Raw genomic sequence first — 24202 nt, forward strand, 5'->3', positions numbered from 1 at the left:
AAAGCTTTCGCCCCCTTTTTATAAATTTTGCCCGAACCTCAGCGCGGCTCGGGCAAAAAGCAGTTTGCTGTATCAGTCTTTTGTGTCCTCAGCCGTATCTTTGTCGGCCTTGTCTTTGTCTTTCTTCTCTTGGGACCGTTTCTTGCCACCGTAGGTGACCGTCACCATCGCCGAGCGAATGATCTTGTCGCCCATCCGGTAGCCCTTCTGATACACCTGAGCCACAGTGTCCTCATAGACATCCGTGTTCTCCTCGCGGCCCACTGCTTGATGCAAAAGGGGATCAAAAGGCTCGCCAGCGGGGTCAATGACCTCGACACCTTCGCCACCTAAAATCCCGAGCAACTTCGTATGAACCGCTTCAATGCCTTCGGCAAACTGAGTCAAATTCTGATCCTTATCAGCTGAGTTCTTCGCGTGCTGAATTGCACGCTCCATATCGTCGAGGACCGGCAACAGTTTCCCGATCAGGCGCTCATTGGCGCGTGAACGTTCATCCGCGCGCTCCTGATTGGCGCGCTTGCGAAAGTTCTGCCACTCAGCCTGCAGGCGGATGAACTTGTCCTCCGCCGCTTTCTGGGCCTCCTGGGCCTTCTTGAGCTCATCCTCGGCATCGCTCAGCTTCTTCGCCAGACCATTACGCTCAGAAGCCGCTTTGTCGGCATCTTTCTTCAGATCATCGGCAGCGGCCTGTTCGCCAGCCTTGATGGCTGCCTCGATCATATCCTCTTCGGATATGTCCTCTCTGTTGTCGGCTGCCTTGGTATCTACCGTATCGTTGTTGCTTTCAGTACTCTGATCCTTCTGTTCCTGCGTATCTTCAGGGGTGGCATCAGAGCTTTGATCTTGAGGTTTTTCCTCGTCCTTATCGATTGGCACCTTCACGTCTCCCTCCTTCAGACTAAAAGGTGCGGCGGCTACAGAGCCGCCGCCCCTTCATATCGCTCACACAGCTTACTCGGACTTCTTGTTGTCCTTCTTGTCGTCGTCGACGACCTCATAGTCGGCATCGACCACGTTGTCATCCGAGTTCGCCTGGCCTGACTGAGCACCTTGGTTGGTGTTAGCGTTCTGGCCCGGTGTGGCCTGAGCATTGGTCTGCGAGTAGACGATCTCAGCGAGCTTGTGGCCAACCTCCTGCAGTTTGTCGCCAGCTGCCTTGATTGCGTTGATATCGTTGCCGCCCAAGGACTTCTTAGCCTCAGCGACGGTGTCCTCAGCCTGCTTCTTCATATCGGCAGGAACCTTGTCGCCCAGATCCTTCAGGGTCTGCTCGGTGCTGTAGGCCAAAGAGTCAGTCTGGTTGCGGATCTCGATCTCGTCCTTGTGCTTCTTATCTTCCTCTTCGTGGGTCTCAGCATCCTTGACCATGCGGTCGACCTCGTCATCAGACAGCGCGGTGGAGCCGGAGATCGTGATCTGCTGGGACTTACCGGTGCCCTTATCCTTTGCGGTGACTTTGACGATACCGTTTGCATCGATATCGAACGTCACTTCAATCTGAGGGACCCCACGCGGTGCCAGAGGAATACCGGTGAGCTGGAACTTGCCAAGACTCTTGTTATCCCTTGCCATCTCACGCTCACCCTGCAGGACGTTGATCTCAACGGAAGTTTGGTTATCCGCAGCGGTGGAGTACACCTCAGTCTTAGAGGTAGGAATGGTGGTGTTACGATCGATCATCTTGGTCATCACGCCGCCCATGGTCTCGACACCCAAGGAAAGCGGAGTGACATCGAGCAGCAGGATGCCGGATACATCGCCGGTCAAAACGCCGCCCTGCACAGCTGCACCGTCTGCGACAACCTCATCTGGGTTCACGGACATGTTCGGCTGCTTGCCGGTCATTTCCTTCACAAGCTGCTGGACTGCCGGCATGCGTGAAGAGCCGCCGACCAGGATAACCTCATTGACCTGAGAGATCTGAAGGTTTGCATCGTGCAGCGCCTTGGTCACAGGACCTCTGCAGCGGTCAAGCAGATCACGGGTGATGCGCTCAAACTCTGCACGGGTCAACGTGTAGTCCAAGTGCTTCGGGCCGGAGGCGTCAGCGGTGATGAACGGCAAGTTGATCTGAGCCTGCTGCGCGGAGGAGAGCTCCTTCTTCGCGTTCTCAGCAGCCTCCTTCAGACGCTGCAGGGCCATCGGATCCTTGCGCAGGTCGATACCGTTGTCCTTCTGGAATTTGTCCGCAAGCCAATCGATAATGCGCTGGTCCCAATCGTCGCCGCCCAGATGGTTATCGCCGTTGGTAGCCAACACCTCGACAACGCCGTCTGCAAGATCAAGCAGAGACACATCGAAGGTGCCACCGCCCAGGTCGAAGACCAAGACTTTCTGGTCGATGTTCTTCTTGTCCAGGCCGTAAGCCAAAGCTGCTGCCGTCGGCTCGTTGACGATACGCTTGACGTTCAAGCCTGCGATCTTGCCTGCATCCTTCGTTGCCTGACGCTGAGAGTCGTTGAAGTATGCCGGGACGGTGATGACAGCATCGGTAACCGGCTCGCCCAGATATTTCTCTGCGTCGTTTTTCATCTTTGACAGAATCATCGCGGAGATCTGCTCGGGGGTGTAATCCTCCCCGTTGATCTCTACGACTGCACGGCCACCCGTACCGCTCTTGACGGTGTACGGGACAGTCTTCAGCTCAGAGCCGACCTCATCATACTTACGACCCATGAACCGCTTAATAGAGAACACCGTGCTCTTCGGGTTGGTGACAGCCTGGTTCTTTGCTGCCTTACCGACAATACGGTCTCCACCAGAACGGAAACCTACAACAGAAGGAGTCGTACGATCTCCCTCAGCATTAACAATAATCGTAGGTTCTCCGCCCTCAAGGACGGCCATGGCCGAGTTCGTAGTACCAAGGTCGATTCCTAGAATCTTTCCCATGGTGAAGTTCCTTTCTTTTGACGCGGGCTCGTATCTTCTATACGAGCTTCTGCCTTGCTTTACATTAGATATGATAACCGATTGTGCTCATCTCTATACATTATCTAAGTCTCAAAACAATAGATTTTTTCATATTCCGTATATCATGCTTTTTAACTGCGGTTTTATAGATATATTTTTTTGAATTGCACTATTGTTATGCTATGGAGTCAAAAAGAGAGAAGGTTTCTCATGAAATTGGTGATTGGATCGGACATTCACGGCGCCGCTTCCTGGTGTGAGAAGTTCATGGATGCCCTCGATGAGGTACAGCCGGACCGCGTGATTCTTTTGGGCGATCTGCTCTACCACGGACCGAGGAACGAAGTACCGCAGGACTATGCCCCCAAACAGGTGATCGCACAGCTCAACTCCATCGCCGATCAGGTCATCGCGGTCAGGGGCAACTGCGAGGCAGAGGTCGACCAGATGGTTCTGAACTTCCCCTGCATGGATGACTACAACGTACTGTGGGACCCCGATGCGGACAACGAAGCGACCCACACCAAGGGGATAGAGCTCTTCCTGACCCACGGGCATGTCTGGGGCGCCGGCATCCATAACTCGATCGATCACATGCCAACCCTCCCGAAGGGGGCCGCATTGGTCTACGGTCACACCCACAAGAAGGTCAACATGATGGCCGACCGTTACCCCATGATCCGCTGCTTCAATCCCGGCTCCATCGGTATCCCCAAAGACGGGACCCACAGCTTCGGGATCTATGAGAACGGGATCTTCTCCTTTCGGGAACTGCAATAGGATTGGCGCGGTTGCCACACAGGCTGCTGTTTCCCTATTTCCAAAGGGCTACGACAGACCATAGCTTCACCAGAAGCATGGTATTCTGAGGTGGTTTATCACACTATGTTTGACGGAGCGATCATGAGCAACCTGTTGGAGACATTCACCTTCCGGATGTAGCGAACACTGTCCTCATCTGGTATTCCTACGTTTCGAAAGAGGTTTCCACCACATGCCTATCAATATCCCCGACGACCTCCCCGCCAAAAAGATCCTACACAGGGAACACATCTTCGCACTTGAGGAGGAGGCAGCAAACGAACAGCAGATCCGCCCGTTGCATATTGTCCTGCTCAATCTGATGCCCAACAAGATCGAGACCGAGACCCAGATCCTGCGCCTGATCTCAAAGTCCCCGCTGCAGGTGGACTGCGACTTCATGCGCGTTTCCACCCATGAGGCGCGCCACGTCTCGAAAGACCACCTCGTCAAGTTCTATGAGACCCTCGACACCTATCAGAACAATGACTATGATGGGCTGATCATCACGGGTGCCCCGGTGGAACAGCTCGAGTTTGAGCAGGTAGACTACTGGAACGAGCTCAAAGAGATCATGGCATGGGCAGATGAACACGTGCTCTCCACGATGTATCTGTGCTGGGGCGCGATGGCAAAGCTCTATGCAAGCTATGGGATCCCCAAGATCGAACTGCCTGAGAAGCTCTTCGGGATCTTCCCGCAGCGGCTCTGCGATGAGTACGACTTCCTCACGAACGGGTTTGACGACGTGCACTACATGCCGCACTCCCGCCATGCGATGCTCGATGAGTCGAAACTCAGGGAACACCCGGAACTGCAGGTGCTTTCAGAGGGCATCACGAGCGGCCCGGCTATCATCGCTACCCGGGACTTCCACGAGATCTACCTCACCGGACACTTTGAGTATGGGCGCACGACACTCGCTGAGGAGTACTGGCGCGACAAGACGGCAGGCAAGCCGATCAAGCTTCCGGTCAACTACTTCCCCGGGGACGACCCACACTACGAGCCCAGATTCACCTGGCGCGCCCATGCCAACCTACTCTACCGCAACTGGCTAAACTGGGTCTACCAGATGACCTCCTACGACCTTGACGGGATCCCTCGCATGATCAAGTTCCTCAATCAGCACCTGGAGCAGAAGTTCTGATCTATGGCACCTGTACAAGCCCTAGAGAAACGCTGATTAATGCCCATAACGTGTTGGAGAGGACCGACCACACGGCTTTTTGCGGCCGGCATGCGGGAAAGGATGCCCATCCAGTACGTGCAGAAGCCGCTGTCCTTACATCTGTCCTGCCCCATGTGCCGCAAGAGGCCCCAAGACAGATCAAGCGACTCTGGGAGCCGGGCTAAGCAGCCTGCCGGCAAAAGATGCACATGGCGAGGTTTGCAAGGGCGAGAAAGACTCGAGTGTGCAGGAGGTCTTCTCTATCCCATTACAGTGAGAGACAGCCCCCTGGGGACTTCTTCGAGCTTTGGGGTTTTCGACAATGAAGTGCCTGCGGATTCCCTAACCTTGTAGATGGCCCTGAAAGGGGCTGCTGGCTAGCCTTCCCCGGATAGCCGTATGTCCCTGTCTCTTACGAAGGCCCGGGAGGTGTTGCTGCTAAGGGATGGTGGTCTGTCTGAGAACGGCTGATAGGGATGTGCCACACGATAAGCAGGGTAGTGTGGATGTCCGCCCCTCAGACACGCGGGACAGTAAGGAAAGTACCACCATGGAGTGCAAGCAGAAAGACTGGTTCGGGCCGCAGCGCTTCTATCTCGGGATAGATGTCAGGAGGCCATTTCACTGGGCAGTGAACCTGAAACCGGGTGGCACCATCGCGATCAGCTACAGGCAGGACAGGTGCCAGGAGAACATCGAGGCTCTGCTCGACGAGGCGGAATCGGGCGCCCTGGTCAATTGTGGACCAGAAGAACAACATCGGCTCGCTTATCGTGTACAGGTGGTGCGCGAAAAGGATCGATGTTGGATACCTTCCGGGGAAGGCGATGAAGTACGCCCGGAAGATGTTTCCCCGGAACCGCGAAGAATGACCGAGCAGATACCGATCTCATCGCGCAGGTAGGGATCGGGATCAGGACGGCCATCAGGCCGATCGCCGAGACCGACGACCTCAGCGTCTGCGTCTCGCTGCTGTCCTTACAGCTCGCATATGCCACGAGGCGCGCCGGCCCGCAACAGGCTCCATGCGGTGCTTCTTAAGTCCGACCCCGCCGCCGAGCCCGCCGTGCAGCTCTCGAGCGCCTGGCAGCTCGGGGCGATGGCCGAATACGCAGGGGCAAAGAGCCTTGCCGCGGCAGGCAGGAGGCACTACTGCACGCTGTGCGCGAGACACGGCGTCTCCGCCCGGGCAAGGGATGCCTTCTGGAAGCTGTCCCACGCTCCCCCCACGTCCTTCCATCCCGATGCGAAGGACATGCTGGCAAGCAGCCTTGCCAGGGAGATCCTCGCGGCCAGCTCCGAGAGGGGCGGAGCTCTCCGCGGAGCTGGGACGCCTGCTCCAGGACGATAAGACCTACCGCTGCCTGCTTACCATCTTGGGCATAGGGCCCAAGAGTGCCTCGGCGCTCGCCACCTCGATCGACACCTCACTCTTCCTAAGAGACAGCAAACTTGCCGCATACTGCGGCCTTACTCCCGCAGACCATGATTCCGGGTCGTCCATAAGGTCGCAGAGGGACGCCCATAAAGGCAACAAGGCGCTGAAGAACCTGCTCATATTCAGCTGCAACTCCCTCGTGGGGACGAAGAAGCGCTTCGGGAAGCACTACGATGCTTGGCATCGCCAAGGGCATGAGGCACAACAAGGCACTCAAGGCAGTGGCCCGCAAGATGTCCGAGGGACATTCCAAGCTCGAGGCGATACGATGCGTCAAGCGATACATAGCGCGCGAGCTGTACTACGACATCATTGCCCAGAACCGCATGCCCAAAACGACTTGACAATTAGAAGGGCATCACAGAGACCCCCTTGCACCCGCTCGATCTTAAAGGAAACAGGCATGACAGGAGAGGCTTGGAAAGCAGACCGACGCAGAAGGCGGCTGCAGGGGCCCTCGGTGTGATTGCCTCCACTCTCTGCGATCTCAAGCTCGGGCGCTACTAGTTCTGGGATCTTGCACAGAGATACCATAGCGATAGACGATGGCTTTCCGATAGATACCGATCCGGATCGGCTTGGGGATTGACACCAATAGAAGTATCAGGAGCGCTTCAACGCAGACCAAAGGCTGTACTGGTATTCCCCTCGGCAGGATCCCTCATTCGCCTTATGAAAGCGGTGCTTGCCGATATAGAGGAGAAGTAGCCGTCTTGCCACTGACATCTCTGAGAAGAGCATGCAGCTGCTTGAGGAGATGGATAGACAGCCGAGGCATACCCTTTCCGACGAAGCAAGAAAGCGAATAGACGAGCTTGCACAGCAGAGCATACAGATCGAACTAGGCAAGATTCACGAGACGGGAGAAGTGGCACAGAGATGGTATAGAATTAAGCCATTCTAAGGGGCTGGTACGGTGCATGGGGCAGGACGGCGGTTTCTGCACGTGCTGGATGGGCATCCTTGCCTGCCTTTCCCGCATGCCGGCTGCGAAAGACCACGTGGTCGGTCTCCTCTGGCACGTCATGGGGCATTAATCATCGTTTCCCTAGAAGAGGGCCTCATCGGCGAGATGACTGAAGAGACGATCCGGTCCATGGGATACATCGGCCGTGCCGGCATGCACCCCGCGGACGTTGAGATCCTGAATATCGTGATCGGAAAGATGGTCTGCCAGGTCGCATAGGGCTCAAGCACCTTTGATAGCAGAAGCAACGATCTGCACAGCAAGCTCCGTGCTCTCCACGCTTGGATGCCTGCCATCACATGCTTAGAGCTGCTCGGCGAGGCGTGCTCCTCCCCCCACATGGATCTCGACCTCACGAGAAAGCTCCTTGCTCAGAAGATCCGGCAGGCCATTGGTACGCGTGAAGCTGTTGCCAAACATCAGGGCGCAGGATGTATCGATGCCCATAAGAGGCGCACTCACATCTTCTCGAACAGACGAATGACTATATTCATTGCTTCGTCGTGCTCTGAGTGTTCTTCGGGAGCCAGCTGAGCGAAGGACTCTTCTACCTTTCTCTCTGTCCCTTCAATATGGATCCCGAGGTAGGGGTGCCCCTCATCCGTAAGGCTCACAATGTGGCTTCTGCCATCTTCCGGATCGCGCGCAAGTTCCACGAAGCCAAGCTTTCCGAGGCAGGAAACGATCTTCGAAATGTGCTGCTTCGACAGGAGGAGTTGCCTGGCCAGCCCCTGCTGGCACAGCCCCTCGTTCCCATAGAGAGCTCCTCAAGCACTATCGTCTGCAACCAACAAGGCAAGCTCGCCTTTAAAGATATCGCAGTAGGGCACCATAATCTTCCGCACAAAGATCGTATGCAGCTGCCAGGCTAGTCTGTCCCTGAGATCCATCCGTCCTCCTCGGCGTTTCGCTATCCACAACGTCCTGTCCACCCTCACGGTATTACAGAAGACAGCATGACCGCCCGCTGCTATGCAGTCAGAGAGAGCAGGCGCAGGGTTCTGCACCTGACGTGGATACCCGTCGACATGGAGATACCGCTATGCGTCGTACTCATTCTTCGGCATCTTGCCCATGCCGGCAGAACTAAGTGCATCTCCAGACAAGGCGGACTCGCATCCTCTGGCCGGTTCTGCGTTTGGCTCTTCTCCGCTTATGCGTTCAAAGGTCACAGGCTCCTTGGCAGGGAGACGCAGATCGAGGAGAGACTTTTCGCCAGCACAATCTGGCTCTACAGCACCTGAAGGGCGCGGTGCCCACTTCATGCAGGATGCTTTTTGCATGTTCCTTGATCCCACATCGATGCTGGCACAGACCATAGCTGTCTTTGCACTGCACATCATGTTCCCCCAAGAACATCAAAGCTTGTGGCTTCTCGTCGGGACAGGCCATCCGGTACGGCCGGCAAACCTGTCTCTACCTTGAAGACTATGCCTTCTTCTGAGCCTTGTCATCAGCAGCTTTGAGCAGCGCTTCGGCTTCCTCGAGCGAAGCTCCCCGTGCAAGTGCCCGCAGCGCCGAGATCTCGCGCCGGTAACCGGAAAGCTCGTTCGGTGTCTCCAGTATCATCGGAAGGCCGCTCGTACGTGGGTTCGTCACGATCTTCTGGAAGACAGCAAGGCCGAGTGTGCCCTGGCCGAGCCTTTCATGGCGATCCTTGTGGGAAGCAAGGGGATTCTTCGAATCGTTCAGATGCAGTGCCTTCAAGCGCTCGAGGCCGATCACGTGATCGAACTCGTCGAGCACGCCGTCAAGGTCCTCTGCTATCGGATAGCCCGCATCGTTCACGTGGCAGGTGTCGAGGCAGACGCCCATGAGCTCGTCGTGTTCAACGCCCTCGAGGATACGCTCGATCTCCTCGAATGTGCGGCCCACTTCGGTCCCCTTTCCTGCCATGGTCTCGAGCAGCACCATGGTCTTCTGGCCAGGCACGAGTACCTGGTTGAGTCCTTCGACAATGAGTCGGATTCCTTCGTCTGCCCCCTGCTTCAGATGGTTGCCCGGATGAAAATTGAGGTAGTTGCCGGGCAGCTCTTCCATGCGCTCGATATCGGATGCGAAGGCTTGCCGCGTATACTCCACGACATCTGGCTTCGCAGAGCACAGATTCATCGTATAGGGAGCATGTGCCACGAGCTTGCCGAACTGGTGGCGCTCCATAAGATCAAGGAGCGCCTGCACATCGGCAGAATCTGGCACCTTGCCCTTGCCACCCCGGGGATTCCTTGTAAAGAAAGCAAACGTGTTCGCGCCGATCTCGAGCGCGCACTTCCCCATCGCCTCATAGCCCTTCGACGTCGAGAGATGACAGCCTACCACGATGTCGCCCATAGCCTCATACCTTCCTACCCAGACTGTATCCACAGCGATTCTATGCCCACCTGAAGGCTAGCCGCAAAAGAGCAGAAAGGCTGCAGATGCATGCACTGGCCTCTGACAGAAAAAGGCAGCCCGGGATACCTTCCCAGACTGCCTTGATGAACTTCATAGAGAGTGCGGGCTGCGCCTCAGCGATGCATACTGTCTGCGACGATATGCCCTACCCCCAAGACAGATGCCACAAGGCCTGCCTTTATGAGGTCAAAAACGACGAAGGGAGCGACGCCTGCTGCAAAGGCAGCGGAAACAGAAAGATGCACGACGAGCACGAGCTGCGCCCATCCACAAAGATAGACAGCTCCTATCATTGCGACGAGAGAGATGAAGGCGGACACGGCCCAAGGAAGGTGCGTCTTCGAGAGCTTGGAGAGAAGGAACGATCCTACCCAAGCACCGGCAATGAAGCCGAGGATGAAACCGCCGGTAGGGCCTGCCAGGCGCCACACGCCGCCCATGCCACCTGCAAAGACCGGCAGGCCGCACGCACCGGCTGCAGCATAGGCGGCAGCAGCCGATGCGGCCTCTTTCGGCTTCAGCGTTGCAGCAATAAAGCCAAGCGCCAGGATCTGGAGCGTGAAGGGCACGGGCTGAAGCGGAATCTCGAGATTCGCACAGAGCGCAAGCGCCACAGCTCCGACCGCGATGCACAGAACGCTTGCCTTTGTACTGCTGCTGCGCACAAGGCCAGGGAGACCAGTTGCGACTGGTGCACTTTCGAGAACCACGTCATTCATTTTCTTTCTCATTTCATTTCCTTTCGAGACAATCCGACAAGGAATATATACAGCAAGCGTAGCAGTTCTGTCGCATGTCTCCCCATTGTTCTGCAGGGAAAGTTTCATAGAGTATACAGCAAGCGTAGCAGTTCTGTCGCATGTCTCCCCTCTGCCTCTCATTCACGAAATCAGACTGAAATATAGACACGGTCTCATACTTTAGCATGAGATGTATATTTTAGCGGGTGTCTACATCGCTGCCTCTGCTGCGAAGGTCGGCCCCTGCAGCTGCCTTCTGCGTCGGTCTGTTTACCAAGCCTCTCCTGCCATGCCTGCCTCCTTTAAGATCGAGCGGGTGTGTGAGGGGGCGGTTATGCCTTGCGCGCTATGTAGCGCTTCAGGCAGCGGCGTATCTCCCTGGCGCTTCAGGCAGCGGCGTATCTCCCTGTCGCAGAGCCCTTCTTTGCGCCTTCTTTTGTGCATATGCGATGGTTCTCGGATCGATCTTCCACCTGTGAATGACAATCACGTGCAGCACCCTGTTCGCGCACCTGTCCCTTCCGTGGTAGAGCCTGTAGCGCTCGCTCCCCTCGATGCCTTGAGGGGCGATGCGCCGCACAGCACCGCGAAGGTCGCCTTCGAGCGCATGCACTTTGGGTTTCCCCCTTTGCGATTGCCACGTCGCTGCAGTCGACAGACACCTCCGACGAAGCGTACCTGTACAGGATGCTGGCTGTGCCCAACCCTGCAAAGGAGGTGTATGACCTCACGAGGCTCTCGTGTACCACATAGAGCGCCTGCAGCGCAGCCCTGAGTGCATCTGCGGCATCGCCCTTGCTGCAGATGCGTTTGCAGCCCGAGCGTGACGACCTCGTAGCAGGGGATGCCCCTTCCAGCAAGCTCCCCGGCCATCCTTGCGCCGTACGATCCGCTGCACCCCACGCCTGCCAACATCGAGATGCTTGTGGCAAAGATCCTGTCGGCGGCCTTTCGCTGTTGCAGGCAGCTGCTCCAAGCACAGCTTTCTGCCGCGGATGTCGACGACGGAGAGCCAGTTTGTATCTGCATGCGTGTCGCCTCCAGCCCAGAGCTCCCCTTCGGGCACATTTTCGTAATCGACATCTATGATGGCCTTCCTTCTCTGCCAGAAAGCCCTGCATGAACAGCACTTCGATGGGAGGGTGCGGCTTTTGCAGCTGGCAGTTTGTCCCCAGGCTTCTATCAGGCCACGCCGTCGGCGGGACACGGCTGTACAACATGGGACAGAAGGACAGCCTTGAGGTGTCACCATGCTGCATGTTGTGCCATGCAGTCTGCACTCTGCAGGCTGATACACACTATCGGAGAACGTTGTTGGTATAGATGCGCTTCCTGAAGGCTGAGGGGAGATCCACAAATACGTCAAGACATCTGGTTTTTGCCTTCTCTAAACACCCGGTTACTGAAGAGCTGATAGCCTGAAAGCTTATCGTTGTGCTGCACGCTATGAACCATGTACCATATCTGGGTCTTTCCCCTTGAAGACCTTAGAGATGACTGCTGCGATCTGAGCGCACTTCTCTTTGGTTTTCCCTTTGCTGATCACATCACGCTCTGGATACACAGCGCAGCGTTGCCACGACGATGTAGGATAGACCTCACGAACTGCATGCTTTAGTCCTTCATGGGCATCTGAGGTTGTGCAGGTAACACCTGTAATACCGCGTGCTTTGAGGTCCTCTAAGAAGGGTTTTTATCCCTTGCAGTTCTCTGTATCCAGTACGGACAGTCCCACAACATGCCGGTATCCTATGTCATCTAAGATGATAGCTCTAACCACTGCAGGGTTAGAGACTCTGCAGCTCTCTTTGCACTTGATGCAGGTGACATCCAACCAAAGAAGCGGGAGGGTGAAGTTTTCAAAGTGGCGTTCCCTCAATTTTTCTACCTCGTGGTCAAGTGGGGCACACATCCTTGATATCTGGCTTCTCGATAGGCCAGATGCCCCGCTCTTCATTGGCACTTTTGCTGCTTTTCTAGTAGGTTGTCCCTTCTTTCTTATAGAGCTCGTAGGCAACACCGATCAGTGCGACATCGGCTCTTTGGTAACGCTTGAGAATCTCAGGTTGAAGCGGATGGCAGCGCATCTGGAGAGATCGCCGCAAGGCTCGGCGACGAGCCCATCAGAATTAGTGAAATCGAGCACGAAGCAAGGAAGCGCTACGAGCTTTGGGATAGGTACTCGATGCTCTTCTCCGAAATCTGCAAGAGCCGCGAGATGCCTCTTAACACACACTAGGAGCGTCATTTGGGATACTATCCAGCGCTACAAGACCCTCGAGGGTACCCCGGGGGTTCCCACCCCCGCAGACCACGGAGATCAGGGCACAGGAAAACGACCCCACCTTCACAATCAATATCGGTAACAGCCGAAAGACCAGCTGCTTCCTCAATCAGAAGTATAATTGCCGCGTGGTCAGATACCTCGCCCAAGGGCGGCGGGTTCTCGACTGCTCCTGCCACGTCGGGCCGTTCGGCCTCAATGCCGCCGGTGACGCCACCTACGTCCGCGGTGTCGATATCTCCGATATCACCCTTGAGCTGGCACAGAACAAGGCGCGGCTCAACAAAGAGAATGGTTCCGTCGATCCGAAAACACCCATCGACTTTACCTGCGCTGATACGGTAGATTATCTCCCCAAGCATGCGCACGACCGCGATTTCCCCCGTGCTGAGAGTGGCCCGTTTGATCTGATCTCCCTTGATCCTCCGGCGTTCACCAAGAGCAAAGGGTCCCTCAACCATGCCAAGAAGGGCTATGAGGAGATCGACGAGGCGGCAGTGCACCTACTCCCCTGCGGCGGGTATCTCGCCACCTGCAGTTGCTCCCACTTTACGACCCAGGAGCTGCTCTCAGAGGCTATCCAGACCGCTGCGCACCATATGAAGAATGTGCGGCTGCGCCAGATTGAGCTGCGCTAGCAGGCTCCCACCCACCTTATTGGTTGGGGGGTTCTTGAGATCCACTATCTGGACTTTCTCCTGTTGCAGGTGGTGTGGCCTGTTCGGTCTGTGCTTTCCGCTGCACTCGGCGCTCACGGAAGAAATCTTTCAGGACCTGTGCGCAGGGCCCTTCCAGAACGCCGCTTGTAACTTCAAACTCATGGTTCAGCTGTGGGTCGTGAGACACATCGTAGCACGATCCTAAGGCACCACCTTTCGGGTCTTTGGCCCCATAAACACAGCGGTCGATCCTGGAATTGACCATCAAGCCTGCGCACATGAGGCAGGGCTCAAGTGTGACATAGACGGTGCAGCCAGTGAGGCGCCAGCGGTTCAACACATGCGATGCCTCAATCATCGCCTTGAATTCCGCATGGGCGGACGGATCGCGTTCATATTCGCGGCGGTTGTAGCCCCGAGCGATAATGATCCCGTTGTAGACCACCACCGCGCCGATCGGCACTTCCCCCTCAAAGGAAGCGATCTCAGCCTCGATGAGGGCTTCCTGCATATACCGCTCATCTAATAGATCTTGATCCTCCATGCAAACCTTTCTGTGACAAACATCTAACACAGCTGCACAGGCCTGCCTGCGTTGAGCGAATAATCCTAGAGTAAAAATACTTGAATCCACCAAAGATGATACGCTGGAATCTATGAAACGTATCACATACCGTGCCCCGCGTCGGCACAGCTGAAAGGGTAGGCCTATACCATGATCAGAACCATCTGCCTCAATCCGGCGCTTGATAAGACAGCCCTGATTGCAGGGTTTCACGTCAATCAGGTAAACCGCATTGTAAGCTCACGTAAGGACGCCGGCGGCAAAGGTATCAATGTTTCAAAGGCGGTCGCCAAATTAGGCGGAAATACCTGCGCCTACGCCCTGCTGGGCGGCAATGTTGGCACCTATATTCAGGATGCAGTTATCAATCTCGGTATCAGCTGCATCTCAGTCCCCATCGAAGAGGAGACCCGCACCGACCTCAAGCTTATCGATACCCAAACAGGAACCCATACCGATATCAATGAGCGGGGACCACTCGTAAGCTCACAGGAACTCTTGAATCTGCTGCAGCGGCTGATCAACGATATCAGGCAGGGAGACATCGTGGTGCTCTCCGGCAGCCTGCCGCGAGGTATTTCCTCAGACACCTATGCCTCGTGGATCAGGGCGAGTAAAAAGGCCGGAGCAAGCGTCTTCCTCGATACCAATGGACGGGCTTTGGTAGCAGGCATCGATGCCTCTCCCACACTGATCAAGCCAAATCTGCATGAACTGTCTGAACTGGTCGGGCAGGAGATCACCTCTCAGGAAGGCGCCATACAAGCTGCCCAGGATCTCCTCCGTTCCGGTATCAAAGAAGTCGTGATCTCGAGGGGCGCCGATGGGGCTATCTTTGTTACGCAGGACAAAGTGCTGGTGGCCCGTGCGCCTCGGGTGCCGGTCGGCTCCACCGCGGGCGCAGGAGACGCACTCCTCGGGGCCATCGCCTATGCCTGGGAGCACTTCTACAGCTTTGAGGACACCGCGGTTCTCGCTATCGCCTCCGGCTCTGCCAACGTTATGCAATCAGGCTCACAGAGCGCAGAGCGCTCGGTCATTGAATCGCTGCTCCCCAAGGTCAAACTTGAACGCCCATAGCAGAACCGATCAGTGAAGCTTCTGTACATGTACGATCCTTGCCCGGACCGCATTGCTGCGTATGCCTTCTGCTTTTTTACACAGGAATCAGAAACCTTTTGGTGTTGTACCGAGCCTGAGTGTGCTGTTGACAAGCCCAATCGGAGGTACTTCGTCTTTGGGAAACCCGTGAGATATAGGTTGGCAATAGTCTAAAAGATAAATTTGAGGTATAGTTATATTCTGCTAGTCGGAGGGGTGACAGAGTGGCTGAATGTAACGGTCTTGAAAACCGTCAGACGGCTGAGCCGTCTCGAGGGTTCAAATCCCTCCCCCTCCGCCACATTCCTTCTTTATTTCAAATCCGCATCAAAGCTTTTATGCAACGGAGGGGAAATATATGGCCACTGTTATGATCATCATTGTTATCATCGCTGCGATCATTATTTGGTTCATCGCACTGAGAAATGGCATAATCGAGAAAAACAATCAGTGTGACAATGCTCTGCAGACCATCGATGCGCAGCTTCAGCGCCGGTTTGACCTCATTCCTAACCTTGTGGAGACCGTCAAAGGCTACGCCAAACACGAGAGCCAAACGCTCGAAGCAGTCACCGCAGCTCGCGCAGAGGCAACGTCGGCAATCGACACGTCAGGACGGCTGGCAGCAGACTCCCATCTGACCCATGCGCTGCGTCAGCTCTTTGCGGTGTCAGAGCGTTACCCCAACCTCAAGGCGGACAAGAACTTCCAACAGCTTCAGACAGAGCTGCGCAATACTGAAGACCGCATCTCCTATGCCCGCCAGAGCTTCAATGACTGCGTCCTCAACTACAACAACGCGATCCAAACGTTCCCGGGCAATATTGTTGCAGGCTCCACCTTTAAGAAGCGTGAGGGCTTCGCCGTAGAGGACGGTGAGGCGCGCCAGGCACCAAAAGTGCAGTTCTAATACTCCGCGCGTTCTCAGACAGAGATAGTAAGAGCGAGTCTCCCGCTCCCCATGAGGGGAGCGGGAGACTTCTTTTGTACCGTAATCGGCGGTGAGCCGGTACTGTCCAGTCAGCCGAGGAAGGCGAAGCCGATGCGGTTTTCTATCGTCCGCACAGCTCGGTCAAGTCCTTTACGATGCGTTAGCGCGCGTGCTTCGCCTGTTTGGCATTGCTGTGCGCAGGATGTGTCTTGCGATAATGCTGCCAGATCTTTACCGTCCCGATCGTGAGGATGAATGCATCGAGGGTGCCGATAACGATACCAAAGATCGGCAATCCTGTGTGTTTGATCGGACGCACCAACTGTTGCTCAGGATTTGCCTGGTTGTACAGCAGGTTCTCTGATCTAGCATTGAGCCAGGTATAGAGGATATCTTTGGTGGCGCTCCGCAGATCGTTCTGGAAGGTGTTGGATGTCGTGCCATAGACAAAGGCACCGTTGCGCATGATACCGTCCATATAGAGATCCCCGCCGGCGCGCAGCATTTGATCAGGATTCATATAGGTATGATGGTCCGCGTAATCGGTGATCACCGAGCCGCGGAACCCCCACTCATCGCGCAACACATCACGCAAGAGTGCTGGGGAACCGCCAGCCCAGACCGCGCCGATACGGTTATATGAGCTCATCATGCCCGTAGCACCGCCCTCTTCTACCAGAAGCTGGAAGGGCTTGAGGTAGATCTCACGCAGCGCCTGCTCCGTCAGCCACGTGTACATACCGTCACGGTTCGTATCCTGATCGTTCAGGATCATATGCTTCACGAAGCAGTAGGTACCGGTCTCTTTGATGCCCTGGACTTCCTGCACGCAGAGATCGCCGGTCAGCAGCGGATCCTCAGAAAAGTACTCGTAGTTCCTGCCTCCGAAGGGAGAGCGGTGGATATTGGCCGAGGGGGCATAGATACCGTCAACACCGAGATCGGCTGCCTCCTGACCCAGCGCCTGCCCGATCTGGTGGGCAAGATCGGTATTCCAGGTCTGCGCGAGTAGGGCATCGTCGGCGAAACCGACGCCGTGGCGGGGTTGGTTGAAGGACCCCACCTGAGAGGGGCCGTCGACTTCCTTGCTCTGCGGCTTGCCGATGCTTCTGATATCGGTAGTGTTGGAGTAACCGTGCAGGACCAGGTCCTCCTGCTCCTGCGTCGTCATCTGGTTAAGCAGTCCATCCCACTGGGGATCGTTGTAGTTCATACCAAGGGCATAGCCGAGGTTGGTGATCGATCCGTCGTCTCCGAGCATCTGATTGCCAGACTGTCCAGTCTTCACACTGGGTCCACTAGGGTCAATGGTAGCTTCAGCCTGCTGTCTGCTGTAGAGATTGAGCGCCTGGATGTTCTCTGTCATCGCCCGGTTATCCGCCCGCTCATGCGGGAAGGTGCCCGCAAAATCCGCGCGGTCAAGCCAGGTGATATTCCCATCGGAATTGCTGCCGTCGATCGATACTCCATCCACAGCGCCCGAGCCGGTGAAGCGGTTGGTAACCGTGGCACCGGTTGCCGGATCCGTACCCAGCTCGATGGTGCGCGGGATATTCAGCGTCAGCGATCCATCCTCGATATCCGCTGGAGTGTGCGCGTCATGGCGAAGCTGCACCGTATAGGCTCCGCTGTCCAGCTCGTAGCCGGAGAACCCGTCATGGTTCGCGTCATAGCAATCATAGGAGGCCATGTCCCTGCCTGTGACGGTCAGGGTCACGTCCTGGCTCTGCCCAGGGGCAAGCATATCGGTCTTGGCAAACGCCCCTAACACCCAAGCGGGTTTTTGGATCTCCCCCAGTTTGTACGGAGGTGAAAAATAGAGTTCTACGACCTCTTTCCCGGGCACCGATCCAGTATTGGTTACCCGCACGGTATAGCTGATCTGCGTATTCTCGTCGATCCAATTGCCGGTTTGGGGATAGCGGTCGATGACCTGCCAATCAAAGGTGGTGTAGGAGAGCCCATAGCCAAAAGGGTACTGCACGACCCCCTGATAGCCGGTTCCGTACTCGTTGGAGACATCGTCCCAATAGCCTTCTGCATCCGCAGTCTCATACCAGCGGTACCCGACGTAGATACCCTCCTGGTAGTCGTAGTAGCTCACCCCATTGTATTGGGCGATGGTGCCGACGTTACCGTTGAGCGTACCGTCTGCGGGATAGTAGCCCTGTCCATTGGTATAGGTCCCGTGTCCCCAGCTGCCACTGTTAACATAGCTGGGATTGGTTTTGAAGTCATAGGGGTGGGTATCCGCAGTCCTACCTGAAGGACTCGCATCGCCCCACAGCAACTGGGGGATCGCATTGGCGCCGGTGGTACCCGTTGTCCCTACGAGCAGACAGGCGTCGATGCCAGGAATCGTATTGAGGGGACCGAGCTCCATCGGGTTGGTGGAGTTTACCAGCACAACCACTTTGTCGAAGTGCGTCCCCACATACGTGAGCAGGTCAAGTTCCTGCGTCGAGAGCTCAAGATAGTTTCTGTTAGGGTCTCGCGTCACGGTACCGGTATTGGAGAGTTTGCTCTGCGTACCGGGGGCATCGATACTCTCACCGCCGACGCGACTGATAACAACGAGGGCGGCATCGGAATAGTTCTGGGCGTCATCCAGAATCTTCTGGGTATACCAAGCCCGGTTTTGGATTGAAGGTTCCACCAGTCGGCAGTAGTCATCCGCAAATGAGTTGAGCGAGCCCTGCGAGGAGCGGGGGCGGCTTTCGCTGTAGCGCTGGTACATATCGCTCAGTTCGGTGTTGTAGGAGACCCCATAATTGACCAGCGCATCGAGGATGCCGACCGAGTTTCCCGCCACGCCGCCTGAGCCTGAACCGCTTGCAACCCACTGCGTTGAGCTCCACCCGAAGACGTTCACCTTATCAGTGTTTCTGGAAAACGGAAGTGTCTGATTGTCGTTTTTAACCAGGACGATGCCTTCAGCCTGCTCCTGCGTAGCCAAGCGCCTGTCGCTTGCGATCCGTGCATCATAGTCGGCCTGGCCTACATCCACATGGTCCATCGAAATCCATGAATTGAGCGTCTTCCCGAATTGGGCCACTGCGATGTTGGCGGCGACAGTGAGACCGATAAAGACGATACCGAGAACACGGCGACGTACGGTTTTGGCAGGTGTCAGCGATTTTTTCGGCACAAGAATCCCTTTTTCAGTGCATCATTCCAAAAAGACCATCATAGGCTATCTGCTGGCCTTCTTGTACTCCTTCTTAAACGACTCGAACATTGAGCCCATTTTACCAATTTGCTTCCCGACAGCGCGTGCGGCCTGGGCACTCACATCTTTCTGTTCCGTAGCCTTCTTTTTGGCCGGTTTTCCGCTCACCTCGTCAAACTCCTTCTTGGATTCCTCCATCGCCTGCTTGGTTTCTAAGATACGGTGCCCCAGCTTATAGGCGCCTTTATCCATGGCTTTCTGCGTCTTTTTCCCGGCTTCCTTTCCTTTGATTTTGGCCTTGGCGTAGTTCTCGCCGGCCTTGGCGGCAAGGCCGCCGTCCAATCCGAGGTGTGCAGCCTCCGGAGCAACAACCATGTAGCCCTTGTGATACCCCTTGAGCATTGAGACTGGGATCTCAATGGCACCGACAAGCTTGCGGGAGAGGCTGTCATCACCGACAAAGAACTTTGAGACCTTACCGGTTTCCGGGTCATATTCCGCATCGTCGATGTAGCCGAGCTCCTTGCCATCAGTGGTCTTCGCATCCATACCGGTACAGATCAGACAGTGGTCCCAGTCGATATGGAGGCGTTCACGGGCTTTGTTATCAAAGCTCTCGTCCCCCTGGGTAGGGACAATCCCCTTCTCATCTACTACTGTAAAGGAGTCGTAGGCGATAAAGACATCAGGGCGTTTCACCATGCCTGCAATATCGGGGCGTGAGATCGTAAAGCCCACCACACGCTTGCCGGACGGGGAGAACACAGTCATATGGATACGGCCGAGACGGGTCTCCTTTGTTTTCCCATGGCGATCTTTCTTTTCGGTATAGACCGGCATCCTATACATCTTTCCTATACGCAGCACGGTGCCCCCATCCTTCCCGTATAAACAACAAGGCGCAACTGATACGCTGCGCCTTGTTGTTTCAACTCACTGCTGTAGACAAAACCTACTCGGTCTCTGAGGTATCCCCAGCGTCTTTGTTGTCCTCAACGTCGACGTGCACGGAGCCGCTGCTGGGCTCAGCTGCCGACTCATCAGTGCCTGCAACGGCGTTTACAGTGTCGGCGACGTCTGAAGCCGCATTTGCAACGGTATCGGAAGTCGCCGCCACGGCATCATTCAGGGAGTCACGGAGCTGGTCCATGCGCTCACGGGCAAGGTCAATCTTTGCGCGGAGCTCATCGGTGCGTGCATCCACCTGAGGACGGAAATCATTGATCTTTGTGTTAACGACACGGGAACCGCGCTCATAGGAGTCAACCGCATTATCCCACGCATCATTCATGGCATCTGCTGCCATCGCACGACTCTCGGCGCCAGAACGTGGAGCAAGCAACATCCCCGCAATGGCACCTACCGCAGCGCCAAACATGCCGCCCAAAACAAATCCAAGACCTGTGCTTCCCTTGCTCATATAGCGTCCTTCCTTTTTGTTTGCGCCGTGCAATGCGGCTCCACTTTTTTGTCTGTGAATTATACCCAGTTTACCGTATAGGGTGTTCACAACCAAGTGCGTAGATCAATCCTTAGCCTGATCAAAAGATATAGTATCAGAATCCTCAGGGTTCGGCGCCGGTTCTTCTGATTCCTGCAGCTGTCCGTTTTCAGGGTGTTCCGGGGTATTCCCCTGGTCATCCTGGTCAACCCGCTGGACCAGCGCGAGAAGTCCTGAGACGATTGCCTCGATATCCGGCTCGGGCTCCCCTCCACCGTCAAACGCCCACTGCAGGGTCCAGGCGGCGCTTGAGAGTGCCCCCACGCAGAGCACGTCGTCGGGGCAGTCAAGCTGCACGATATAGGTCCGCTGTGCACTGTCATCCGCCCGGGTCCTACCATAGGAGATGTCAGGCCCCAGGTTTGTGCGGGCCATCAGTTCAACCGTCACGTGCTCAAGCAGGTGCGCCACATCAGTGGCGCCCATCACATCGCGGAAGGTCTTGCCGCCGTCACCGACACAGACGTGGTTGGCAATCTGGGGCATCAGGCGCCAGATCCGCGTAGTCGCCTCAAGATCCTCGTCCGTCATCACTGGGTACCCATCGCCGATGTGGATGCGGGCAGTCAGATACTGGGGTCCCACGCTGATTTTTTTAAATTCGATCATCTGTGCCATAGCCGTTAACGCTCATTTCTATCGATCGTCCGCTTTGGAGTTGTTGCTATTCTCCGACGACTCGTCTTTGGTATCCTTCTTGTCCTCTTCTATATCAGAGGCTTTCTCCTCATCCTTCTTCTGATCAAAATCCTCGTCCGCCTCCTCAGGCTCAGGAGGTTCGGGTGCGGTCACACGCAAAAGCGCGATACGTCTTCCGCGCATTGACTGCACTTTGAAGATATAGCCATCCTTAGTATACACATCACCCGGAGACGGCAGTTGGTCTGCCAGATCCAGGATAAAGCCTGCTACAGTCTCATATTCCTCGTTGTCTGGAATCGGCCAGCCAAGGTCTACCGCGTCGTCAACCGAGAAGCGACCGTCCACGAGCCATTCACGGTCATTGAGCTGGGTGAGGTACTTGTTGTCCGGGTCAAACTCATCCTCGATCTCGCCCACAACCTCCTCGACGATATCCTCGATCGTAATTACGCCGGCAGTGCCGCCGTACTCATCGACGACGATCACCATCTGGTCGTGGCTCGACTGCATCTCCTGGAGCAGGGGGATAATATCCTTGGTATCCGGGACAAAGTCTGCATCACGCATGTAGCGGGAGATCGGTGCGCCATCCCTATTCTCGTCAAGTAACGGAGTGATGATATCCTTGATGTGAGCGATACCGACGATGCGGTCCACATCCTCGTGGTAGATCGGGATACGAGAGTATCCGGTTTTCCGCATAACGGTCAGCACTTCGTCGAGCGTGGAGGTATCCTCCATTGCGGTCATATCGACACGCGGCACCATCACCTCACGCGCGATTGCGTCACCCAGATCGAAGATCTCGTGGATCATCGACTTCTCTTCGTCTGAAAGGTCATCCGCGTCGTGCACCATGTACTTGATCTCGTCTTCGGAGACGTTGTTGCGCTCCTCGGGGCTCTTCACCCCAAAGATGTATCCTAACCCCCGCGCGGAAGCAGAGGTCAGCCAGACCAACGGTTTGACGGCGACCGTGAAGTGCGCCAGCGGTCCGGCGACGCTTTTCGCCATGCGCTCAGGATCCGAGAGCGCGATGCTCTTCGGCAAGAGCTCACCGACAACGATAGAGAAATAGGAGACGATCAGGGTGATGATGATCGGCGCTAAGACCGCAGCCACGCCCTCTGCCATCCCGAGGGACTCCATCCAGCCGGCAAACGGCTCGGAAAGATTGGTTGCTGCGAAGGCGGAGCTTGCAAACCCAACCAGAGTGATTGCGACCTGGATCGCCGCCAACGCCTCCGTCGGATCATCGCTGATCTTGGCCGCCAAGGCAGCCCGGGTGTCACCCTCTTCGGCATCGTGATCCAACATTACTTTTTTGGCCGTCGAGATGGCCATCTCAGACATGGAGAAATACCCGTTTGCGAGTGTGAGGACAAACGTAACGATTATGCTAATTGCTATGTCCATGCGTACTAGACGCAACCTCCTGTAGGTGAAAAAATAAACACAGCTTATTTTATCAGATGCAGATGAAACACGGGCGGAAGCGCTGGTCTTCCGCCCGTCTGTGCGCAGTTTCTATATACCCGAAATGCCTACTTGGTTTGGTCTACAAGGTCCTCTATCTGAGATTTAACCTGATTGAGTGCATCCTTGCTCGGAATGTAGTTGTAAGACACAGGCTTCAGCGGTATCTGGAAGCCAACTTCGCTCAGGGCAGCCTGGATCTGCTTCTGGCCGAGCGGGACCCAGCCATAGGAACCAAAGGCGACCCCGATGCGCTGATCATTCTTGGGCGAGAGCCCCTGCATGTAGTTCAGCATGCCGGCCACGGTCGGGAGCATGTGGCTGTTGAAGGTCGGAGATCCCACGCAGATGTACTTGGAATCCAGGAAGACATCCATAATGTCGGATTCATCGTTGGCCTTGAGGTCCATGAGCTGAACCGGGATACCCCTCTCAGAGAAGGCATCCGTGATCGAGCGGGCAATCTTCTCCGTAGAGCCCCACATCGTATCATAGAGCACGAGGGCCTTGTCCTGTACCTTGCCTGAGGTGAACACGTCTTCATAGGCCTTCAGGATATCCTCAACATGGGAGCGCCAGATCACGCCGTGTGACGGGGCGATCATATCGAGGGCATCTGGGCCAAGACCGCGGACGGCCTTCACAGCGCTGGCCGCCTGCATGCGGTAGGGCTGCACAATGTTGGCGTAGTACTTGCGCGCCTGGGCCATCGCCTCGTGGAAGTCCACTTCGTCGTCGAAGCGGCCGGAGGTCGCAAAGTGCTGTCCGAAGGCATCGTTGGAGAACAGGATCTTGTCATAGGCATCATAGGTGACCATGTTGTCAGGCCAATGGACCATCGGAGTCTGCACGAAGGTGAGGATGCGCTTACCGATGTTGAGCGTGTCGCCGGTCTTGACGCCGTGGTAGCCTAGGCCCCCGTAGTGAGCGGTGAGCCCCTTCACACCCTGCGGCGCTGAAGTGTAGATCTCCACATTGGGCGCCAGTGCCTTGATCGTAGGGATATTGCCGGAGTGATCCATCTCGACGTGATTGCTGATCAGCACGTTGATCTTAGAAGGATCGATTACAGACGAGATGCGCTGCAGGAACTCATCCTTGAACGTGATCTTCGTGGTATCGATCAGTGTGACCTTCTCATCCAGGATCAGGTACGCATTGTACGTGATGCCCTTCTCAGTCTTGAAACCGTGGAAGCTCCGAGCATTCCAATCAAGGGCACCTACCCAGTACACATCGGGTTTAATTTGTACTGCACTCAGCATTTCCATCATCCTAGTTCTCTTTGGTTGCGCTTATGGTTCACCATCCCCAGGGGTTGTCGCGCATGTGCCTTAGGGATACATCACATTCTATTGTACCCAATTGATCCCTTGTCTCATAGATAGTAACAATTCTCAAAGAGCCTACAACTTTCTGTGTTGTAGGCTCTGATACGTGCTTTTCA

The 24202-nt window shown here is 55.7% G+C and carries 24 protein-coding genes, 1 tRNA gene and 3 pseudogenes; 11 read left to right on the top strand and 17 right to left on the bottom strand.

What is annotated here, in order from left to right; translation table 11 throughout:
- Window positions 1–72: 72 nt before the first annotated feature.
- Window positions 73–885, bottom strand: coding sequence for a nucleotide exchange factor GrpE (gene grpE / locus J4859_RS15295; RefSeq protein WP_212331313.1), 813 nt, complete (start codon window positions 883–885; stop codon window positions 73–75).
- Window positions 886–954: 69 nt separating this feature from the next.
- Window positions 955–2895, bottom strand: coding sequence for a molecular chaperone DnaK (dnaK, locus tag J4859_RS15300; RefSeq protein ID WP_212331315.1), 1941 nt, complete (start codon window positions 2893–2895; stop codon window positions 955–957).
- A 231-nt stretch (window positions 2896–3126) separates the two neighbouring features.
- On the opposite strand from dnaK, the gene yfcE reads away from it, so the two are divergent.
- From yfcE to J4859_RS15330, 7 genes and pseudogenes are all read left to right on the top strand, one after another.
- Window positions 3127–3696: a phosphodiesterase gene (yfcE, locus tag J4859_RS15305; protein WP_212331317.1), complete on the top strand. Its 570-nt coding sequence runs from the start codon at window positions 3127–3129 to the stop codon at window positions 3694–3696.
- 214 nt (window positions 3697–3910) lie between these two features.
- Window positions 3911–4867, top strand: coding sequence for a homoserine O-succinyltransferase (gene metA / locus J4859_RS15310; RefSeq protein WP_212331320.1), 957 nt, complete (start codon window positions 3911–3913; stop codon window positions 4865–4867).
- Between the two features lie 571 nt (window positions 4868–5438).
- Complete coding sequence (locus J4859_RS15315; protein WP_212331323.1) at window positions 5439–5792, top strand: hypothetical protein; 354 nt, start codon at window positions 5439–5441, stop codon at window positions 5790–5792.
- 126 nt (window positions 5793–5918) lie between these two features.
- A complete protein-coding gene (locus tag J4859_RS15320) occupies window positions 5919–6239 on the top strand; it encodes a hypothetical protein (RefSeq protein ID WP_212335456.1) in 321 nt (106 codons plus the stop codon).
- A pseudogene (locus J4859_RS18035) lies at window positions 6133–6486 on the top strand (transposase); the annotation flags it as partial. The gene J4859_RS15320 and the pseudogene J4859_RS18035, both read left to right, overlap by 107 nt.
- Window positions 6487–6520: 34 nt before the next feature.
- Window positions 6521–6670, top strand: a complete 150-nt coding sequence (locus J4859_RS16520) for a hypothetical protein (protein WP_249113683.1) — start codon at window positions 6521–6523, stop codon at window positions 6668–6670.
- 395 nt (window positions 6671–7065) lie between these two features.
- Window positions 7066–7230, top strand: a complete 165-nt coding sequence (locus J4859_RS15330; protein ID WP_212331327.1) for a hypothetical protein — start codon at window positions 7066–7068, stop codon at window positions 7228–7230.
- Between the two features lie 366 nt (window positions 7231–7596).
- Here J4859_RS15330 and J4859_RS15335 read toward each other — a convergent pair whose 3' ends face one another.
- The 8 genes and pseudogenes from J4859_RS15335 to J4859_RS17245 form a co-directional block, all read right to left on the bottom strand.
- Window positions 7597–7755, bottom strand: coding sequence for a hypothetical protein (locus J4859_RS15335; RefSeq protein ID WP_212331329.1), 159 nt, complete (start codon window positions 7753–7755; stop codon window positions 7597–7599).
- Window positions 7752–8045 (bottom strand): annotated as a pseudogene (locus J4859_RS15340) (MarR family winged helix-turn-helix transcriptional regulator); the annotation flags it as partial. The gene J4859_RS15335 and the pseudogene J4859_RS15340, both read right to left, overlap by 4 nt.
- A 15-nt stretch (window positions 8046–8060) precedes the next feature.
- A complete protein-coding gene (locus J4859_RS17240; protein ID WP_256436771.1) occupies window positions 8061–8183 on the bottom strand; it encodes a hypothetical protein in 123 nt (40 codons plus the stop codon).
- A gap of 538 nt (window positions 8184–8721) precedes the next feature.
- Window positions 8722–9624 carry a deoxyribonuclease IV gene (locus J4859_RS15345; protein ID WP_212331331.1) on the bottom strand — a complete coding sequence of 301 codons (903 nt, stop codon included), beginning with the start codon at window positions 9622–9624 and terminating at the stop codon, window positions 8722–8724.
- 176 nt (window positions 9625–9800) lie between these two features.
- Window positions 9801–10418, bottom strand: a complete 618-nt coding sequence (locus tag J4859_RS15350) for a biotin transporter BioY (protein ID WP_212331333.1) — start codon at window positions 10416–10418, stop codon at window positions 9801–9803.
- Window positions 10419–10697: 279 nt separating this feature from the next.
- Window positions 10698–10871 (bottom strand): hypothetical protein, encoded by a 174-nt coding sequence (locus tag J4859_RS18040; protein ID WP_212331335.1) that lies wholly within the window; start codon window positions 10869–10871, stop codon window positions 10698–10700.
- A gap of 1000 nt (window positions 10872–11871) precedes the next feature.
- A pseudogene (locus J4859_RS18045) lies at window positions 11872–12447 on the bottom strand (transposase).
- A gap of 3 nt (window positions 12448–12450) precedes the next feature.
- Window positions 12451–12573, bottom strand: coding sequence for a hypothetical protein (locus tag J4859_RS17245; protein WP_256436772.1), 123 nt, complete (start codon window positions 12571–12573; stop codon window positions 12451–12453).
- 173 nt (window positions 12574–12746) lie between these two features.
- On the opposite strand from J4859_RS17245, the gene J4859_RS15370 reads away from it, so the two are divergent.
- The gene (locus J4859_RS15370; RefSeq protein WP_256436892.1) at window positions 12747–13349 is read left to right on the top strand and encodes a class I SAM-dependent methyltransferase; all 603 of its coding nucleotides are present in this window, start codon (window positions 12747–12749) and stop codon (window positions 13347–13349) included.
- A 16-nt stretch (window positions 13350–13365) separates the two neighbouring features.
- On the opposite strand, the gene tadA is transcribed toward J4859_RS15370, so the two are convergent.
- Window positions 13366–13914 (bottom strand): tRNA adenosine(34) deaminase TadA, encoded by a 549-nt coding sequence (tadA, locus tag J4859_RS15375; protein ID WP_212331339.1) that lies wholly within the window; start codon window positions 13912–13914, stop codon window positions 13366–13368.
- 171 nt (window positions 13915–14085) lie between these two features.
- Between tadA and pfkB the strand changes: the two genes are divergently transcribed.
- The 3 genes from pfkB (at window position 14086) to J4859_RS15390 (ending at window position 15946) form a co-directional block, all read left to right on the top strand.
- Window positions 14086–15015, top strand: a complete 930-nt coding sequence (pfkB, locus tag J4859_RS15380; RefSeq protein ID WP_212331341.1) for a 1-phosphofructokinase — start codon at window positions 14086–14088, stop codon at window positions 15013–15015.
- Between the two features lie 231 nt (window positions 15016–15246).
- Window positions 15247–15337, top strand: a tRNA-Ser gene (locus J4859_RS15385).
- Window positions 15338–15394: 57 nt separating this feature from the next.
- Window positions 15395–15946, top strand: a complete 552-nt coding sequence (locus J4859_RS15390) for a LemA family protein (RefSeq protein WP_212331343.1) — start codon at window positions 15395–15397, stop codon at window positions 15944–15946.
- A 181-nt stretch (window positions 15947–16127) separates the two neighbouring features.
- Here the strand turns inward: J4859_RS15390 and J4859_RS15395 are convergent, their stop codons facing one another.
- From J4859_RS15395 to J4859_RS15420, 6 genes are all read right to left on the bottom strand, one after another.
- Window positions 16128–19115 (bottom strand): glycoside hydrolase family 3 protein, encoded by a 2988-nt coding sequence (locus J4859_RS15395; RefSeq protein ID WP_212331345.1) that lies wholly within the window; start codon window positions 19113–19115, stop codon window positions 16128–16130.
- Window positions 19116–19160: 45 nt separating this feature from the next.
- Window positions 19161–20003, bottom strand: coding sequence for a PRC-barrel domain containing protein (locus J4859_RS15400; protein WP_212331347.1), 843 nt, complete (start codon window positions 20001–20003; stop codon window positions 19161–19163).
- A gap of 85 nt (window positions 20004–20088) precedes the next feature.
- Complete coding sequence (locus tag J4859_RS15405; RefSeq protein ID WP_212331349.1) at window positions 20089–20556, bottom strand: YtxH domain-containing protein; 468 nt, start codon at window positions 20554–20556, stop codon at window positions 20089–20091.
- 105 nt (window positions 20557–20661) lie between these two features.
- Window positions 20662–21246, bottom strand: a complete 585-nt coding sequence (locus tag J4859_RS15410; RefSeq protein WP_212331350.1) for a hypothetical protein — start codon at window positions 21244–21246, stop codon at window positions 20662–20664.
- Between the two features lie 27 nt (window positions 21247–21273).
- Window positions 21274–22695, bottom strand: a complete 1422-nt coding sequence (locus tag J4859_RS15415; RefSeq protein WP_212331351.1) for a hemolysin family protein — start codon at window positions 22693–22695, stop codon at window positions 21274–21276.
- Between the two features lie 128 nt (window positions 22696–22823).
- On the bottom strand, window positions 22824–24020 hold the full coding sequence (locus tag J4859_RS15420; protein ID WP_212331352.1) for an FprA family A-type flavoprotein: 1197 nt from the start codon (window positions 24018–24020) through the stop codon (window positions 22824–22826).
- Between the last annotated feature and the right edge of the window lie 182 nt (window positions 24021–24202).

It is taken from the genome of Atopobium sp. oral taxon 416, from assembly GCF_018128285.1.
Classification (GTDB): domain Bacteria; phylum Actinomycetota; class Coriobacteriia; order Coriobacteriales; family Atopobiaceae; genus Olsenella_L.

Coding starts and splice junctions, on each gene's coding strand:
- dnaK (WP_212331315.1), bottom strand. CDS start 2,895: ATGGGAAAGATTCTAGGAATCGACCTTGGTACTACGAACTCGGCCATG.
- yfcE (WP_212331317.1), top strand. CDS start 3,127: ATGAAATTGGTGATTGGATCGGACATTCACGGCGCCGCTTCCTGGTGT.
- metA (WP_212331320.1), top strand. CDS start 3,911: ATGCCTATCAATATCCCCGACGACCTCCCCGCCAAAAAGATCCTACAC.
- J4859_RS15315 (WP_212331323.1), top strand. CDS start 5,439: ATGGAGTGCAAGCAGAAAGACTGGTTCGGGCCGCAGCGCTTCTATCTC.
- J4859_RS16520 (WP_249113683.1), top strand. CDS start 6,521: ATGAGGCACAACAAGGCACTCAAGGCAGTGGCCCGCAAGATGTCCGAG.
- J4859_RS15330 (WP_212331327.1), top strand. CDS start 7,066: ATGCAGCTGCTTGAGGAGATGGATAGACAGCCGAGGCATACCCTTTCC.
- J4859_RS17240 (WP_256436771.1), bottom strand. CDS start 8,183: ATGGATCTCAGGGACAGACTAGCCTGGCAGCTGCATACGATCTTTGTG.
- J4859_RS15345 (WP_212331331.1), bottom strand. CDS start 9,624: ATGGGCGACATCGTGGTAGGCTGTCATCTCTCGACGTCGAAGGGCTAT.
- J4859_RS15350 (WP_212331333.1), bottom strand. CDS start 10,418: ATGAGAAAGAAAATGAATGACGTGGTTCTCGAAAGTGCACCAGTCGCA.
- J4859_RS18040 (WP_212331335.1), bottom strand. CDS start 10,871: ATGCACAAAAGAAGGCGCAAAGAAGGGCTCTGCGACAGGGAGATACGC.
- tadA (WP_212331339.1), bottom strand. CDS start 13,914: ATGGAGGATCAAGATCTATTAGATGAGCGGTATATGCAGGAAGCCCTC.
- pfkB (WP_212331341.1), top strand. CDS start 14,086: ATGATCAGAACCATCTGCCTCAATCCGGCGCTTGATAAGACAGCCCTG.
- J4859_RS15390 (WP_212331343.1), top strand. CDS start 15,395: ATGGCCACTGTTATGATCATCATTGTTATCATCGCTGCGATCATTATT.
- J4859_RS15405 (WP_212331349.1), bottom strand. CDS start 20,556: ATGAGCAAGGGAAGCACAGGTCTTGGATTTGTTTTGGGCGGCATGTTT.
- J4859_RS15410 (WP_212331350.1), bottom strand. CDS start 21,246: ATGATCGAATTTAAAAAAATCAGCGTGGGACCCCAGTATCTGACTGCC.
- J4859_RS15415 (WP_212331351.1), bottom strand. CDS start 22,695: ATGGACATAGCAATTAGCATAATCGTTACGTTTGTCCTCACACTCGCA.
- J4859_RS15420 (WP_212331352.1), bottom strand. CDS start 24,020: ATGCTGAGTGCAGTACAAATTAAACCCGATGTGTACTGGGTAGGTGCC.